This is a genomic window from Serratia sp. CY81684 (assembly GCF_052166595.1).
GTDB lineage: Bacteria > Pseudomonadota > Gammaproteobacteria > Enterobacterales > Enterobacteriaceae > Serratia > Serratia nematodiphila.
In genome coordinates this window covers 422360-437711 of record NZ_JBJNOO010000005.1, presented here as the reverse complement: position 1 = coordinate 437711, position 15352 = coordinate 422360, and the positions used below count along the sequence as shown (strand labels likewise).

Annotated in this window: 18 protein-coding genes; 5 read left to right on the top strand and 13 right to left on the bottom strand. The window is 61.2% G+C overall.

Translation table 11 applies throughout. The annotated features are described in order from the left end of the window. Positions 1 to 18 precede the first annotated feature (18 nt). Entirely contained in the window at positions 19 to 2181 is a 2163-nt protein-coding gene (gene speF / locus ACJ8QF_RS20060) for an ornithine decarboxylase SpeF (RefSeq protein ID WP_015376427.1), read from the bottom strand. Positions 2182 to 2454: 273 nt separating this feature from the next. After that, on the bottom strand, positions 2455 to 2559 hold the full coding sequence (speFL, locus tag ACJ8QF_RS20055) for a leader peptide SpeFL (protein WP_004933443.1): 105 nt from the start codon (positions 2557 to 2559) through the stop codon (positions 2455 to 2457). A 433-nt stretch (positions 2560 to 2992) separates the two neighbouring features. On the opposite strand from speFL, the gene ACJ8QF_RS20050 reads away from it, so the two are divergent. Both ACJ8QF_RS20050 and ACJ8QF_RS20045 read left to right on the top strand, forming a co-directional pair. Continuing rightward, positions 2993 to 3433 (top strand): YhbP family protein, encoded by a 441-nt coding sequence (locus ACJ8QF_RS20050; protein WP_174158630.1) that lies wholly within the window; start codon positions 2993 to 2995, stop codon positions 3431 to 3433. A gap of 30 nt (positions 3434 to 3463) precedes the next feature. Next, the gene (locus ACJ8QF_RS20045) at positions 3464 to 4096 is read left to right on the top strand and encodes an NAD(P)H-binding protein (RefSeq protein WP_286093765.1); all 633 of its coding nucleotides are present in this window, start codon (positions 3464 to 3466) and stop codon (positions 4094 to 4096) included. Here ACJ8QF_RS20045 and phnP read toward each other — a convergent pair. The 11 genes from phnP to phnF are packed head-to-tail and all read right to left on the bottom strand — an operon-like array spanning position 4053 to position 12356. Then, positions 4053 to 4835 carry a phosphonate metabolism protein PhnP gene (phnP, locus tag ACJ8QF_RS20040; protein ID WP_442518767.1) on the bottom strand — a complete coding sequence of 261 codons (783 nt, stop codon included), beginning with the start codon at positions 4833 to 4835 and terminating at the stop codon, positions 4053 to 4055. The two genes, ACJ8QF_RS20045 and phnP, sit on opposite strands and share 44 nt — an antisense overlap. 12 nt (positions 4836 to 4847) lie before the next feature. Continuing rightward, a complete protein-coding gene (locus ACJ8QF_RS20035) occupies positions 4848 to 5450 on the bottom strand; it encodes a DapH/DapD/GlmU-related protein (RefSeq protein WP_442537800.1) in 603 nt (200 codons plus the stop codon). Continuing rightward, entirely contained in the window at positions 5447 to 6016 is a 570-nt protein-coding gene (gene phnN / locus ACJ8QF_RS20030) for a ribose 1,5-bisphosphokinase (protein ID WP_021504235.1), read from the bottom strand. The genes ACJ8QF_RS20035 and phnN overlap by 4 nt, the downstream gene beginning before the upstream one ends. Continuing rightward, positions 6016 to 7152, bottom strand: coding sequence for an alpha-D-ribose 1-methylphosphonate 5-triphosphate diphosphatase (phnM, locus tag ACJ8QF_RS20025; RefSeq protein ID WP_015376433.1), 1137 nt, complete (start codon positions 7150 to 7152; stop codon positions 6016 to 6018). The genes phnN and phnM overlap by 1 nt, the downstream gene beginning before the upstream one ends. Next, a complete protein-coding gene (phnL, locus tag ACJ8QF_RS20020; protein ID WP_033631640.1) occupies positions 7152 to 7856 on the bottom strand; it encodes a phosphonate C-P lyase system protein PhnL in 705 nt (234 codons plus the stop codon). The genes phnM and phnL overlap by 1 nt, the downstream gene beginning before the upstream one ends. 16 nt (positions 7857 to 7872) lie before the next feature. Then, positions 7873 to 8661, bottom strand: a complete 789-nt coding sequence (gene phnK, locus ACJ8QF_RS20015) for a phosphonate C-P lyase system protein PhnK (protein WP_016929302.1) — start codon at positions 8659 to 8661, stop codon at positions 7873 to 7875. Then, on the bottom strand, positions 8661 to 9521 hold the full coding sequence (locus tag ACJ8QF_RS20010) for an alpha-D-ribose 1-methylphosphonate 5-phosphate C-P-lyase PhnJ (protein WP_004933420.1): 861 nt from the start codon (positions 9519 to 9521) through the stop codon (positions 8661 to 8663). The genes phnK and ACJ8QF_RS20010 overlap by 1 nt, the downstream gene beginning before the upstream one ends. Continuing rightward, positions 9514 to 10599: a carbon-phosphorus lyase complex subunit PhnI gene (locus ACJ8QF_RS20005; protein ID WP_176326116.1), complete on the bottom strand. Its 1086-nt coding sequence runs from the start codon at positions 10597 to 10599 to the stop codon at positions 9514 to 9516. Before ACJ8QF_RS20005 ends, ACJ8QF_RS20010 begins: the two co-directional genes overlap by 8 nt. Next, positions 10599 to 11180 carry a phosphonate C-P lyase system protein PhnH gene (phnH, locus tag ACJ8QF_RS20000; protein WP_442537799.1) on the bottom strand — a complete coding sequence of 194 codons (582 nt, stop codon included), beginning with the start codon at positions 11178 to 11180 and terminating at the stop codon, positions 10599 to 10601. The genes ACJ8QF_RS20005 and phnH overlap by 1 nt, the downstream gene beginning before the upstream one ends. Positions 11181 to 11183: 3 nt before the next feature. Next, positions 11184 to 11627: a phosphonate C-P lyase system protein PhnG gene (gene phnG / locus ACJ8QF_RS19995; RefSeq protein WP_442537798.1), complete on the bottom strand. Its 444-nt coding sequence runs from the start codon at positions 11625 to 11627 to the stop codon at positions 11184 to 11186. Continuing rightward, positions 11628 to 12356, bottom strand: a complete 729-nt coding sequence (gene phnF, locus ACJ8QF_RS19990) for a phosphonate metabolism transcriptional regulator PhnF (RefSeq protein ID WP_015376439.1) — start codon at positions 12354 to 12356, stop codon at positions 11628 to 11630. Positions 12357 to 12583: 227 nt separating this feature from the next. Here phnF and ACJ8QF_RS19985 point away from each other — a divergent pair, with 227 nt between their 5' ends. From ACJ8QF_RS19985 to ACJ8QF_RS19975, 3 genes are all read left to right on the top strand, one after another. Continuing rightward, positions 12584 to 13639, top strand: a complete 1056-nt coding sequence (locus ACJ8QF_RS19985; RefSeq protein WP_442537797.1) for a permease — start codon at positions 12584 to 12586, stop codon at positions 13637 to 13639. A gap of 34 nt (positions 13640 to 13673) precedes the next feature. Continuing rightward, the gene (locus ACJ8QF_RS19980) at positions 13674 to 13865 is read left to right on the top strand and encodes a hypothetical protein (RefSeq protein ID WP_442537796.1); all 192 of its coding nucleotides are present in this window, start codon (positions 13674 to 13676) and stop codon (positions 13863 to 13865) included. 305 nt (positions 13866 to 14170) lie between these two features. After that, positions 14171 to 15304 (top strand): hypothetical protein, encoded by a 1134-nt coding sequence (locus tag ACJ8QF_RS19975; protein WP_442537795.1) that lies wholly within the window; start codon positions 14171 to 14173, stop codon positions 15302 to 15304. Positions 15305 to 15352 lie beyond the last annotated feature (48 nt).

Below are 15352 nucleotides of genomic sequence, written 5' to 3'. Positions count from 1 at the left end.
CACCGCCCCGTAAGGTGATTAATTTTTCATGACGTAGCCGTAAGCGCGGTTCCAGCCGTCCTCATCCTGTTGGATATAAACGCCCTGCAATTCCGGTGCGAATCCCGGCAATAAATTGATGCCTTCTTCCAGTGCCAGGAAATAACGCTGCGCGGCGCCGCCCCAAATCTCGCCGGGCACCACGCACAGCACGCCTGGTGGGTAAGGCAGGGCGCCTTCGGCGGCGATGCGGCCCTCGGCCTTGGCCAGCGACACCAATTCCACATTGCCGCGCACGAACTCGGTATTGGCGTCCTGCGGGTTCATCACCACGCGTGGGAAATAGCTTTTGCGGAACATCTCTTTTTGCAGTTCTTTAACGTCATAGCTGACGTAAAGGTCGTGCATTTCCTGGCACAGCTGGCGGATGGTGTAGTTTTTGTAGCGCTGCTGGTGGTTTTTATAGACCGCAGGCAGCACCTCGCTGAGCAATGAGTTTTGCTCGATGTGCTTCTCGAAGCGGGCGATCAGGGCCACCAGATGCTGCATCTTGGCGATGTCTTCCGCCGGCGTCAGCAGGAACAGGATCGAGTTGAGATCGCATTTTTCCGGCACGATGCCGTTTTCGCGCAGGTAATTGGCCAGAATGGTCGCCGGGATGCCGAACTCGCTGTAGCTGCCGGTCGCGGTATCGATGCCCGGCGTGGTGAGCAGCAGTTTGCACGGATCGACGAAGTACTGCGACTCGGCATAGCCTTCAAAGGCGTGCCACTTCTCGCCGGGCACGAAGTTGAAGAAGCGCAGATCGTTGGCCATCGCCGCGGTGTCATAGGCCTGCCAAGGCTTGCCGTCGATCTGATCCGGCACGAACGGTTTGATCATCGTGCAGGTATCCAGCAGCATTTTGCGCGCTTCGATGCCCACGCGCACACATTCTTGCCACAGGCGCTGGCCGCTTTTGCCTTCGTGCATCTTGGCGTTGACGTCCAGCGCGGCGAACAGCGGGTAGAACGGGCTGGTGGAGGCGTGCAGCATAAAGGCGTTGTTGAAGCGCTTATGGTTGCAGTAGCGGCTCTGCCCCTTGATGTGCTTGTCTTTTTTGTGGATCTGCGAGGTCTGCGAGAAACCGGCCTGCTGTTTGTGCACCGACTGGGTGACGATGATGCCGGGATCGTTTTCGTTCAGTTCCAGCAGCAGCGGCGAGCAGTCTTTCATCATCGGAATGAACTGCTCATAGCCCACCCAGGCGGAGTCGAACAGGATGTAGTCGCACAGGTGGCCAATCTTGTCGACCACCTGGCGGGCGTTGTAGATGGTGCCGTCGTAGGTGCCGAGCTGGATGATCGCCAGGCGGAACGGGCGGGCTTCGTTGGCGCGTTCCGGCGCCACTTCGCGGATCTGTTGGCGCAGGTAGCGTTCGTCGAAGCAGTGCGCGTCGATGCCGCCGATAAAGCCGAACGGGTTGCGGGCGGTTTCCAGGTAAACCGGCGTAGCGCCGGCCTGGATCAACGCGCCGTGGTGGTTGGATTTATGGTTGTTGCGGTCGAACAGCACCAGGTCGCCGCGCGTCAGCAGGGCGTTGGTCGCCACCTTGTTCGAGGCCGAGGTGCCGTTGAGCACGAAGTAGGTCTTGTCGGCGTTGAACACCTTGGCGGCGTGCTGCTGCGCGGCGCAAGGCGCGCCTTCGTGGATCAACAGATCGCCCAGTTTGACGTCGGCGTTGCACATGTCGGAGCGGAAAAGCGTTTCGCCGTAGAAGTCGAAGAACTGGCGGCCCGCCGGGTGTTTGCGGAAGAACTCGCCGCCCTGGTGGCCGGGGCAGGCGAAGGTGGCGTTGCCCATTTCTACGTATTGCGTCAGCGTGTTGAAGAATGGTGGCAGTAGCTCGCTCTCATATTTGGCGGCGGCGGCCTCCAGCTGTTTGCCGTAGAACTGGGTATTCTTGCCGCACAGTTCAAACACGCCGTGCAGCGCCGGCAGTACGGCGTTATCCAGCTCTTCTTCGCAGCAGACGGCGACGAACAGCGGAATGTTCAGGCCGTGTTCTTCGATGCGCGCCACCATGCCTTGCGCGACGTCGTCTACCGACAGCACGATGGCGGCGACGTCATTGAAATCGCTGTGATGCACATCGACGATGTCGCGTTCAGTTTCAAAGCAGCCGAGGGTTTGGGTGTTGGCGGCAATTTTTAATTTTTTCATTTTTCTCATTCTTCAGGCAAAGGCATTCCGCCGGCAAATAATTTCATTTGCCGCTAACGCCTTCACGAAAATAAAGGTGTGCGAGAACCCAGTGATGCCGAAAGGCATTAACTGTGTTCGCTGTTTTATTTATCCTGGATGCGCTTGGCCGAAATTAAAAATGTATTGCGTGCCCTTCCCGCTTAGCGAGAAAAAGACATTATCACCGGAGTGCGGAGAATAAAGTGAAACGCAAAGACACTCTTAACAACGGCGTAAGAGCGAGGGGGAGGGTTATCTGTAGTTGAAGAATGCGAAGCTAAAGCAGCTGCGATGAGCCATCATCATAATATGGGTTGTACGCCTGATGTGCGCCATTTTTCGGTTATTGTTTTCCATTTTCTAATCCACCTTGCTGAGTGAAAAGATGGCGCTATTTTAGCGCAAGACGCACTAAAAATTGTGATGAGAATCACATAAACGCCGGTTTTGATAAATAACTATTCACCGGTTATGCAATGTGTTGCATAAGTATCATCCAGACGCAGAGGTTGGCATGTAAATGAATTGCTAATGTTCGCGGGCCTTGAGCGCTTAATTTTGATGCCGCCTGAGAAGGAATAAAAAAAGCGGTCAAATAACCGGCTGCATAACGATCAAATAAATCCGCATTGTGTTATTTATGTTATCAATCTGCTTTATGCTGGATTGGGTAAAAATTCAAATATAATGGTTTTGTATTCACACGCGGTTTTTGATGATTATCATTATTTGTGACTCGCCTCAACAACGCAGGGTAAGATGAAGTGAGTGAACAGGGAGGCGAGTAACCTTGAATACCCCAGAACAACGGCAACAGATTGCGGATTTTATCGGTAAACAACACGTCTTGACGCTGTGCGCCAGCGACGGCCTCGACATGTGGTGCGCCAACTGTTTTTACGTGTTCGACGCCGCGGCGATGGCGCTGTGGCTGATGACCGAACCGCACACCCGCCACGGCGGGCTGATGCTGAACAACGGCCGGGTGGTCGGCACCATCGCACCGAAGCCGAAAAGCATCGCGCTGATCCGCGGCGTGCAGTACCGCGCCGAGGCGGTGCTGCTGAGTGGCGAAGAGGCCGAGGCGGCGCGCGCGCGTTACTGCAAGCGCTTCCCGATCGCCAGGGCGATGAAGGCCTCGGTATGGCGGCTGGATCTGCACGAGGTGAAGATGACCGACAACACCCTCGGCTTCGGCAAGAAGCTGCACTGGGCGCGGTCTATACTTTAAGTCGAGATAGCCATTACAACGGGAGATCGCATGGCGCGAGCACTGTTAGTCGGCGCAACCGGGCTGGTGGGGCGCGAGTTGCTGCAGCGGTTGCAAAGCGATCCGCAGATAACGGCCATCGTGGCGCCGACGCGCACGCCGCTGCCGCCGCACGGCAAGCTGACCAATCCGGTCGGCGATGCGCTGTTCGAGCTGCTGAGCGGCCTGCAGCAGCCGGTCGATCTGGTGTTCTGCTGCCTGGGCACCACCCGCCGGGCGGCGGGCAGCGCCGATGCCTTCCGCTACGTCGATTACCAACTGGTGGTGGAGAGCGCGCTGACCGGCCGCCGGTTGGGGGCGCAGCACTGTCTGGTGGTGAGCGCGTTGGGCGCCAACGCGGATTCCACCTTCCTGTATAACCGCACCAAAGGCGAGATGGAGCAGGCGCTGCGCGAACAGCGCTGGCCGCGCCTGACGCTGGTGCGGCCTTCCATGCTGGTGGGGGATCGCCCTGCGCCGCGCCTGATGGAGCGCCTCACGCTGCCGCTGTTCAGGTTGCTGCCCGGCAAATGGCGCGCGGTCGCCGCCAAAGACGTGGCGCAAACGCTGCTGCAGCAGGCGTTCACGCCGGGCGAAGGGGTCAGGGTGCTGGAGTCGGATCGGCTGCACTGCTACCGAGACTGACGCTGAGGTGGTCGAACGCCAGCTCCAGCCCGGTGGGCAGCTCGTGGTCCAGCAGCCACAGATCGAGATGATGGCTGATGTGCGTCAGCAGCGTGCGTTTGGGCTGCAGCAACCGCTGCGTCTCCTGCGCGCGGGTCAGATCGTTGTGGTTGCGCGGCGCCTGCGGCTGAGGCGGCAGGCTGCAATCGAGCACCAGCAGATCCAGCGCCACGTTCTGCAGATAGTCGGCGGTGGCCGGCGGCAGGCCGACGGTGTCGGTCAGGTAGGCCAGCGCAGCGCCCCCCGCCTGGATCAGATAGCCGTGGGTCAGTTTGGAGTGTTGCAGCGGCAGCGGGGTGATGCGCATGCCGCCCAGCTCGACGGTGGCGAAGGGCGCCAGCGGCGGCTGAAACGCCAGAATGCCGGGGTGTTTGAACAGATCGTCGCAGCCCTGTTCATCCGGCGGGCCATATACCGGAATGGAATTTCCGCACCCCCAACGCAAAGGAAATAACCCCTGAACGTGATCCATGTGGTAATGTGTCAGTAAAAAACGTTGAATTTGCCCCGCCGAAAACCGCCGCTCCAAAGCCGGTAATCCCGCATCCAATAAGGTCGTTTCCCCCTGATAGTTGAGCATGGCGCTGCACGCACGCCGCCGAAATGCCGGCTCGCGCCGCGCCCGTTGGCAGATAGGGCAGTCGCAGCCGAACACCGGCACCTGCTGCGCGCCGCCGGTGCCGAGAAAGGTCAGTTGCATCGCTCCCCTCCGTTAAAGGTAGTTCTGCGCAAAGCGGTTAATGTCGCGAAAATCCGCCAGCCGCGCCTGCAGCGTGGCGTGATCCCAGTGCCACCACTGGCTGCGTTCGATGCGTTCTATCAGCGCGTCGTCAAAGCGCATGCCGATCTTCTTGGCTGCCACGCCGGCGACGATGCTGTAGGGCTCCACGTCTTTGGTGACCACCGCCGCGCTGCCGATCACCGCGCCGTTGCCGACGCTGACGCCCGGCATCAGGATGGCGTTATGGCCGATCCACACGTCGTGGCCGACGGTGACGTGGTGCTCGCGCCGCCAGTCGAAGAACGCTGCGTCATCTTCCCCCAGCCCGTATTCGGAAGCGCGGTAGGTGAAGTGGTGCTGCGCGATGCGCTGGTAGGTCGGGTGGTTGCCGGGATTGATGCGCGCATAGGAGGCGATGGAGACGAACTTGCCGATAGTGGCGTAAAAGATCTGGTTGTGCCCGGCGGTGTAGGAGTAGTCCCCCATCTCCACCTCTTCCAGGATCGCATCGTCGGCCAGGTGCACATACTGGCCGAGCCGGGTGCGGTTAAGGGTCACGTTGTCGCCGATTTTCGGCTGGGCGAAGTCGTTCATGGCGTCGCGTCCTGAGTTTGTCGGGTAGAGGTCGGCAGCAGCGCCAGCAGCGCCGCCAGGGTGTCGTCGAGTGGGCCGTCGTTGTGCAGCACCCGGCAGCCGGCGGGCAGGCTCTGCTGATATTCCGCCGCCCGCGCCAGCCGCTGCTCGATCTGTTCGGCGCTTTCCCGCCCGCGATCCTGCAGGCGCTGGCGCAGGATCGCGGCGCTGACCTGCAGGCACACCGGCAGCAGCTGCGCCCCGTAGCGCTGCTGCGCCTGCGGCAGGTGGGCGCGCGAACCGTTGACCGCCACGTCGATCCCCTGCAGCAGCCAAAGATCCACTTCGATCCCGAACGCGTAGCGCTGCTGGTGGGCCTGCCAGTCGAGCGCGAACAGCCCCTTGGCGCGGCGGCGCAGAAATTCGGGTTCGCTCAGCGCGATGTGATTCTCGCAGCCGGCGTCCGCCGGCCGGGTGATGTAGCGGTGCGCCACCAGCGGCGCGCGGTCGGCGTCGGCCCGCAGCGCGGCCAGCAGGCTGTCCTTGCCTGCGCCGGAAGGCCCCATCAGATAGATGAGCCGCGCCATCAGAACACCTGCCTGCCCTGACGCCACACGTTCTGCACGTAAACGTGCTCGCCGTGCGGCCGCGCCAGCACCAGATCCGCCCGCAATCCTTCGGCGAGGGTGCCGCGATCCTGCAGATCCAGCGCCCGCGCCGGGTTGCGGGTGATCATGCGCACCGCCTGGGGCAGATCGTAGGCGTTGCGCTCGTCCGCCGCGAGGCGAAACGCCGCGTCCAGCAAGCTGGCCGGGTAATAATCGGAAGAGAGAATGTCCAGCACCCCCAGCGCCGCCAGATGGTGCGCCGCCACGTTGCCGGAGTGGGAACCGCCGCGCACGATGTTTGGCGCGCCCATCAGCACCTGCAGGCCCTGCTGGTGCGAGGCGCGGGCGGCCGCCTCGGTGGTGGGGAACTCGGCAATCGCGCTGCCCAGCGCGCAGGACTCGGCCACGTGCGCGGCGGTGGCGTCGTCATGGCTGGCCAGCGAGATGCGGCGCGCGCGGCAGTGGGCGGCGATCGCCTCGCGGTTCGGCGCGGCCCAGCGGGCGGACAGGGCGACCTGCTGCTCCTCGTACTCGCTCATCTGCTGGTCGTTGAGGTGGTATTTGCCCTGATAATATTCGCGGTATTTTTCGCGTGAGGCGAACTGGCGCTGGCCCGGCGAATGGTCCATCAGCGACACCAGCGACACGCCCGGTTTGTCCATCAGCTGTTCGAACAGCGGCAGGGTGCTCTCGTGCGGCAGCTCGCAGCGCAGGTGCAGCCGATGCTCGGCGCGGTTCACCCCGGCGCGCTGGCTGTGGATCACCGCGTCGATCATCTTCTGCAGGTTTTCCAGCCGGTGGCCGCCGTCGCGCACGTCGCCGATCGCCACCGCGTCCAGCACCGTGGTGATGCCGTTGGCCACCATCAGCGCATCGTGGCTGCTCATCGCCGAATGGGCCGGCCAGTCGACGTTCGGGCGCGGGGTGAAAAACTTGTCCAGGTTGTCGGTATGCAGCTCGATCAGCCCCGGCAGCAGCCAGCCGCCGTCGCCGTCCAGCGCCTGCGGCAGCCGGCTCGGGCCGTCGGCGAAGCTGCGGATCACGCCATCCTGCATCTCCAGCGAGCCTTGCACCACCTGGTCATCCAGCACCAGCTTAACGTTATTGACGATCATCAGAGGGCCTCCAGCGCCTGCGGCGCCTGCATGTCATAAAGCCGGTCGGCGACCTGTCGGCGGACGCCTTCATCGTGAAAAATGCCGACGATCGCCGCGCCGCGCGCCTTGGCGCGTTCGATAAGCTGCACCACCGCCGCGCTGTTGCGGCTGTCGAGCGAGGCGGTCGGTTCGTCCAGCAACAGGATCGGGTAATCGACGATAAAGCCGCGCGCGATGTTTACCCGCTGCTGTTCGCCGCCGGAGAAGGTGGACGGCGCCAGCGGCCACAGGCGCGGCGGCACGTTGAGCGCAGCGAGCAGCGCTTCGGCGCGTTCGCGGCACTCGGCGCGCTCGACGCCCTGTTCCAGCAAGGGTTGCATCACCACCTCCAGCGCGCTGATGCGCGGGATCACCCGCAGGAACTGGCTGACCCAGCCCAGCGTATGGCGGCGCACCGCCAGAATCTGGCGCGCATCGGCGCTGACCATGTCCAGCCAGTCGCCCTGGTGGTTGATCCAGATATGGCCGCTGTCCGGCAGGTAGTTGGCGTACAGCGAGCGCAGCAGGGTGGATTTTCCGCTGCCGGAGTGGCCGTGCAGCACCACGCATTCGCCGCCGTGGACCGTCAGGTTGGCGTCGTGCAGCACCGGCAGGCGGGTGCCGTACTGCTGATGCAGCACAAAGGTTTTACTGAGATGTTCAACTCGAATTTGCATAGTCATCTGTTATCGCCTTGGGTTACGACAGCACCGAAGAAACCAGCAGTTGGGTGTAAGGATGGTGCGGATCGTCCAGCACCCGGTCGGTCAGGCCGCTCTCCACCACTTCGCCCTGTTTCATCACCAGCAGGCGGTGGGCCAGCAGCCGCGCCACGCCAAGATCGTGGGTGACGATCACCGCCGCCAGCTGCATCTCCACCACCAGGTTGCGCAGCAGATCGAGCAGGCGCGCCTGCACCGACACGTCCAGCCCGCCGGTCGGCTCGTCCATAAACACCAGCTTGGGGTGGGTGACCAGGTTGCGGGCGATCTGCAGCCGCTGCTGCATGCCGCCGGAGAAGGTGGTCGGCAGATCGTCGAGGCGCGACAGCGGGATTTCGACGTCTTCCAGCCACTGGCCGGCCTGGCGGCGAATGTCGCCATAGTGGCGCTGGCCGATGGCCATCAGCCGCTCGCCGATGTTGCCGCCGGCGGAGACCTGCGGCCGCAGCCCGTCGAGCGGGTGCTGGTGCACCACGCCCCAGTCGGTGCGCAGCAGGCGGCGGCGATCGCTCTCCGCCATGGCGTACAGGTCGTGCTCCTGGTCCGCCTGCGGGCGGTAAAGGATCTGCCCGCGCTGCGGCGCCAGCCGCGCCGAGATCGACTTCAGCAGCGTGGTTTTGCCGGAGCCGGATTCGCCGACGATGCCCAGCACTTCACCGGGGTAGATGTCGAACGACACGTCGCTGAAGCCCTTGCCGGGGGCGTACAGGTGGGTGAGCCGGTTCACCGACAGCAGCGGGGTGGTGCTCAAAGGGGTGGAAGTCATCAGTGCTGCGCCTCTTGCGAAGATTGCGCCAGCTGCTGCCGGCAGTAGTCGGTGTCCGAACAGACGAACATGCGGTTGCCCCGATCGTCGAGCACTACCTCGTCCAGATAGCTGTGGCGCGAGCCGCACAGCGCGCAGGGTTCGTCCCACTGCTGCACGCTGAACGGATGGTCGTCGAAGTCCAGGCTCTCCACCTTGGTGAACGGCGGCAGGGCATAGATGCGTTTCTCGCGCCCGGCGCCGAACAGCTGCAGCGCCGGCATCATGTGCATTTTCGGGTTGTCGAATTTCGGGATCGGCGACGGATCCATCACGTAGCGATCGTTGACCTTCACCGGGTAGGCGTAGGTGGTGGCGATATGGCCGTAGCGCGCGATGTCCTCGTACAGCTTCACCTGCATCACGCCGTACTCCTCCAGCGCGTGCATCTTGCGGGTCTCGGTTTCGCGCGGTTCGATAAAGCGCAGCGGCTCCGGGATCGGCACCTGATAGATCAGGATCTGGTCTTCGCGCAGCGCGGTTTCCGGAATGCGGTGACGGGTCTGGATCAGCGTGGCCTCCGGCGTGCGTTCGGTGGTTTCCACCCCGGCGACGCGCTGGAAGAAGCGGCGGATCGACACCGCGTTGGTGGTGTCGTCGGCGCCCTGGTCGATCACCTTCAGCACGTCGGCGCGGCCGATGACGCTGGCGGTGAGCTGAATGCCGCCGGTGCCCCAGCCGTAGGGCATCGGCATTTCGCGGCCGCCGAACGGCACCTGATAGCCGGGGATCGCCACCGCCTTGAGGATGGCGCGGCGGATCATGCGCTTGGTCTGCTCGTCCAGATAACCGAGGTTATAGCCGGTCAATACTTCACTCATCGCGGGCCTCCTGACGCTCGCTATATTCCTGTCGCAGCCGCTTGAGCAGCTCCAGTTCGGCCTGGAAGTCGACGTAGTGCGGCAGCTTGAGATGGGAGACGAAGCCGGCGGCCTCGACGTTGTCGGCGTGGGCCAGCACGAACTCTTCGTCCTGCGCCGGGCCGGCGACGCCTTCGCCGTAGTCGGGGCTCTGCAATGCGCGGTCCACCAGCGCCATCGCCATCGCCTTGCGTTCGGCGCGGCCGAACACCAGCCCGTAACCGCGGGTGAAGTGCGGCGGGTGGTCCTTGGGATCGACGAAGCCGTTGACCATTTCGCATTCGGTCAGCAGGATTTCGCCGATATCGATAGCGAAACCGAGCTCTTCCGGCACGATCTCCACCGAAACGTGGCCGGTGCGGATCTCGCCGGCGAACGGGTGGTTGCGGCCGTAGCCGCGCTGGGTGGCGTAGCCGAGCGCCAGCAGGAAGCCTTCGTCGCCGCGCACCAGCTGCTGCAGGCGCGCCGAGCGCGAGCAGGGGTAAACCGGCGGGTTGCGGGTGATGTCGTCCGGCGCGCTGCCGTCGTCCTGTTCCTCGTGCGCCAGCTGCTGGCGACACAACAGATCGAACACGTGGCTGCAGTTGTCCGGCAGCGGTTCGTCGGCCTGCGGCGCGCGCGGCGCCTCGCCTTCCGCCAGCAGCGCGAAGTCCAGCAGCCGGTGGGTGTAGTCGTAGGTCGGCCCCAGCACCTGCCCGCCGGGCAAGTCCTTGTAAACCGCCGAGATGCGCCGTTCCAGCCGCATATTTTCGCTGGCCAGCGGCTCGCTGACCGCCAGGCGCGGCAGGGTGGTGCGATAGGCGCGCAGTAGGAAAATCGCCTCCACCAGATCGCCGCTGGCCTGTTTGATGGCCAGCGCCGCCAGCTCGCGATCGTAGATGCCGCCTTCGGTCATCACCCGATCCACCGCCAGCCCCAGCTGCTGTTCGATTTGTTCCGCGCCGATCGCCGGCAGCGCCTCGTCGCCACGCCGCAGCTGTTCCTGCAGCTGGTGGGCGGCCTCAATGGCTTTTTCGCCCCCTTTTACCGCTACGTACATCAGCACACCTCCACGCGGGTGGTCCGCGGGATCGCCAGCAGGCGATCGCCGCAGGTCAGCAAAATATCCAGCCCCAGCGGGAAGCGCTGCGGGCGGTTGACCAGATAATCCAGCAGCGCCGGCGGCAGGCGCGGTGCGATCAGGCGTTGGCTCTCGATGCCGGGGCCGGTCAGGCGCAGCGCGGCGCCGTTCTCCAGCTCGCCGAGCTGCACGATGACCGTAGCGCCGTATTCCGGCGAGATTTCAGTGCCGTGCGGCAACGCCTGCAGATCGGCGGCCTGAACGTGCTCATCGAACAGGGCAAAGCAGACCTCCTGCGCCGTGGCGGCCAGCGGCGCACCGCTGTGAAAACGAATGTTGGTTAGCACTTGCTCACTATTGAGCGCAGCGCACAGCTGCAGCGGCGTTTCCTGATCGGCCAGCGTCAGCAGCGCGGCGGTGCTGGCGGCGTTCAGCGGCGCCCAGGCCGGGCCGACCGGCAACGTCACCCGGTGGCCCGGTTCGCTCAAGGCTTTAAGAATCAAACGGAAAGCGTGCTGCGATTGGTCTATCGGTTGTTCAAAACCGGTCAATAAACTCATGGCTTAATCCCCTCGCACCAGCGTAAAGAAGTCCACTCGGCTGGCGGCGATCGCCTGGGCGCGCAGCTGGCGCTGTTCGTGCTGCAGCGCGGCCAGCGGCGCGATCAGCTGTTGTTGCAGGCGTTCGCCGTGCTCCGGCTGTTGCAGCAGCGCATCGGCCAGCGCGCACAGCTCGGCGTGCGCCTTGTCGCGCCCGGCGATGTAGCTGTAGCCGTAGCCGCCGTTGTCCAGCTGCACCACCGCGCGGGTGACCGTCATGTCCCCCAGCACGAAGCGGCGGCCGGTGGCGCCCATGCGCCCCTGCAGCTGGGCCAGGCCGATCTCCGGCGCGCGGATGCTGCGGTAACCCGGGCTGAGATTCAGCGCCTGCCAGTGGCTGCGCAGTTGCTCGGGCCGGCTGTGCGCCAGCACCGACATCCAGCGTTGTCTCGACTCTAAGGCGTGCATTCAGTGCTCCATCGTCAGTTCAATCATGTCGGCGCGGGCCAGGCTGACGGAGTATTCCGCCACGTCTTCGCCGCCGCTGCGGACGTTAAGGGTGCGCACGCACAGCAGCGGCGCGTGGGTAGCGATCTCCAGCAGCCGGCTCTCTTTGGCCTGCGCTCGGCGCGCGCTGATGCGCGTCTGGCGACGGGTCAGCGGCTGCTGGAGGTGCTGTTCGATAAACTGGTGCAGCGAACCGCTGTGGAACTGCTGCAGCGCCGGCCACCAGTCCAGATCGGGCAGATAGTGGTCGATCACGCTCATCGGCACGCCGTTGACCCGGCGCAGGGTGCGCAGGTGGATCACCATTTCGCCTTCCTCACGCGAGAGCGCGCTGGCGACATGCCCATTGCACGGGCGTAAAACAGCGAGTAAGCGCTCACTGGTGGGGTGGCTGCCCTGCTCGAACAGGTTCTGGCTGAAGCGGGTATTGGCGTGCAGCGGGTAGTCGTAAGGCCGCATCAGCACCAGAATGCCGACGCCGTGGCGGCGCTGCAGCCAGCCGCGTTCCACCAGCTGATCCACCGCGCGGCGCAGGGTGTGGCGATTAACCTGATAACGCTCGGCCAGCTGCTGTTCCGAAGGCAGGTAGTCGCCGCAGCGGTATTGCGTGCGCAGCTCCTGTTCCAGCTGCGCGGCGATCTGCTGATAGCGGGTGGGGTAAGTGGTCGGATGTCTAGATAACTCCATCATAATAAAAACCTCGTCATGCCGATGGCGGTGCGATGAAGGCGGAAGCGGTGCGTTTCATCGGGCGTCTACCCTGTGGTTTTCAAGTTGGCATCATGGTGACGGGCGCAGATGACAATCGCGTTACGCCTCGGTGGCGAACAGATGAACTATTTAGGACAGCCCGGGCGTGCACGAGCGGCGGCGGCGCGCTATGCTGGCGCCACTGTTGACTCACTCTGGCCGCTACCATGCCGCAACCTCTGAACGCCCCTGAACACGCCCCACGCGCCTGGCCGCTGTGGAAACCGATCCTGTTTCTGCTGGTGGTGGCCGTCGGCCTCTACTACGTCAAATGGCAGCCTTACTACGGCAAGGCGTTCGTGGCGGCGGACAGCCATTCGATCGGCAAATCGATCCTGGCCGACGGTGCCGCGAGCCCCTGGCTGGCGGCCTGGCAGTACGCGCTGGTCTACTTCACCGCAGTATGGAAGGCGGCGCTGCTCGGGGTGCTGTTAGGTTCGCTGGTGCAGGTGCTGATCCCGCGCGACTGGCTGGCGCGCACGCTCGGCCACCGGCGTTTTTCCGGCACCGTGCTGGGGGCGCTGATCGCGCTGCCGGGCATGATGTGCACCTGCTGCGCCGCGCCGGTCGCCGCCGGCCTGCGCCGCCAGTCGGTGTCCAGCGGCGCCGCGCTGGCCTTTTGGCTCGCCAACCCGGTATTGAACCCGGCGACGCTGGTGTTCATGGGATTTGTGCTCGGTTGGCCGTTCGCCGCCATCCGTCTGGTGGCGGGCGTGGTGATGGTGCTGGGCATCGCCTGGCTGGTGCAGCGCGTGACCGCCAACGACCCGCAGCCCGCCGCGCCGCAGCCGCCGGTGATGACGGCGCAGAGCGACGAGCGGCCGTTCCTCGCCCGCTGGGGCAAAGCGCTGTGGGCGCTGTTTTGGTCGACCATCCCGATCTATGTGCTGGCGGTGCTGGCGCTAGGCGCGGCGCGGGTCTGGCTGTTCCCGCACGCCGACGGCGCCGTCGACAATAGCCTGCTGTGGATCATCGCGCTGGCGATCGTCGGCTGCCTGTTCGTTATCCCCACCGCGGCGGAGATCCCGATCGTGCAGACCATGATGCTGGCGGGCATGGGCGCAGGCCCGGCGCTGGCGCTGCTGATTACCTTACCGGCAGTCAGCCTGCCTTCGCTGCTGATGCTCAACAAGGCCTTCTCCGCCCGGGCGCTGTGCCTGACGGCGGCGCTGGTGGCGCTGTGCGGCGCACTGACCGGCGTGGTGGGGATGGGGTTGGTGTAACTAATTTATGACCCGATGCTGTCTCAAGGAGGAGATGGAAGTGGAACAGCGGAATAAATCTGAAATGGACGTAGAGGCGATGTTGCTGGAGCAGTCGCTGCGTGAAAGGGTGGATGCCGACCTTGAACGCTTAAGAAACGGTACCGCGGTTTATCTCAGCCATTCGGAGGTAGAAAACCGAATGGCTCGATTCAAAGCGAAAATATGGAGGGGAGGGTATCGATGAGGATGTTGGGCAGAACTGGCTGTTTCTAGGGGTAGAACAGACGGGCAGCTTTGAGCGAGAAGCGGAAGTACAAAACTGTTTGTACAATTAATGGGCGTTACTAACACGCTAATTCTGTGGCCATCCAACATTCCGGGCCTTTATTCGGGTCTACTTTTCCACTTTGATGTAGATGTTTTTTGATGTCATAATATTGTCATAATTAGCAAAATTAGATGTTATCAACTCATCGGATGGAGTACTCATGATGGTGAGGGTTTAATGAAAATTTCTCGTTACTGGGTTGAAATTGTACAAGGATAGCTATGAAGATCACGCCTGTGAATACTAGTTTGTTTGGAAAAGATTCGAAGCTGATAAAAAATCATTTCGAATATTTTTCCGAGTTATTAGCAGAAAGATTTGAGGTCCAACCTGAGGTATTTGCTACTTATTTAGGTACTTTTGAATTGTTTTTAATGACAAGGACATGGGATGGGGATTTATCTTCTCTAGAGGAAAAAATCAACATGTTGTTGGAATGGTTTGCTTCGCTAGATAAGTCGGTTGCAAAAGCTGTTTTTGTTAAGGCGGATGAAGGTTGCAGAGAGGCAAATGATTCCTTCTGGTCAATGATTAATTCTGACCCAAGAACTAACAATGAATATTCTTTTAAAGAAAATATTGATAAGCGATTTGAGACAATCAACAGTATTTTGGAGTTCATGGTGGCAAGAGAGGGTTGGCTGATTGCTGCTTACCAAATCAAAAAAGCTGATGTGAGGAAGGTGATCTCTTTGAATGATTTGTTGAGTAGTTGCAAATCTTTTTTGGGTGAAGAAGGTAATCTTGCTATTGTTAATGAGAATTTATTCGATATTCCACTTAATCAGTGGCGAAATATCGCGGCGCACAAGAGTTACAAGTGTTTTGGCGGAAAAATTAATGCAAGCTATGGTAGAAACATAATAAAAATTGCTACGCTTTCTGAGGATGAGCTAGAGCGCGCATGCATGGAAATCTATAAGTTAAGGATTGGAATTAAACTTATTGTAGGACTGACTTTGAACATTGTGGCAGCAAGAAATCAAGATTTCATTGACGTTGCTCTGTCTTCTCCAAGGTCTTTTTTACATGATCTAAATTATTTGCTTGAAAAGTATGGTGCTCAGGTAGAGAGTTTCATGCTTTTGAATGAATTAGCTGTGGGTGGGAATAAAATTGAAGTACCGGATGATTTTTCTATTTTTGAAGTGAAATTTACTTACTATGGTAGTGATACTAGCGATGATGCTCGTCTCATTGATATTGTACTACGCATTGCTAACGTGCTTTCGCATATTTTTAGTGAGAACAATTCTCTTCCTGAAAAAGAAAAAGTTCTACTTCATTTTTCTCGAACGCCCGATAATGAATTTCACATGCTATATTCTTATGATGAGTATAATGACTTGGCTTAGAAATTGTTCTTGGGTAAGGGAGGCATGCAGAGATTGCCAGAGAGATAT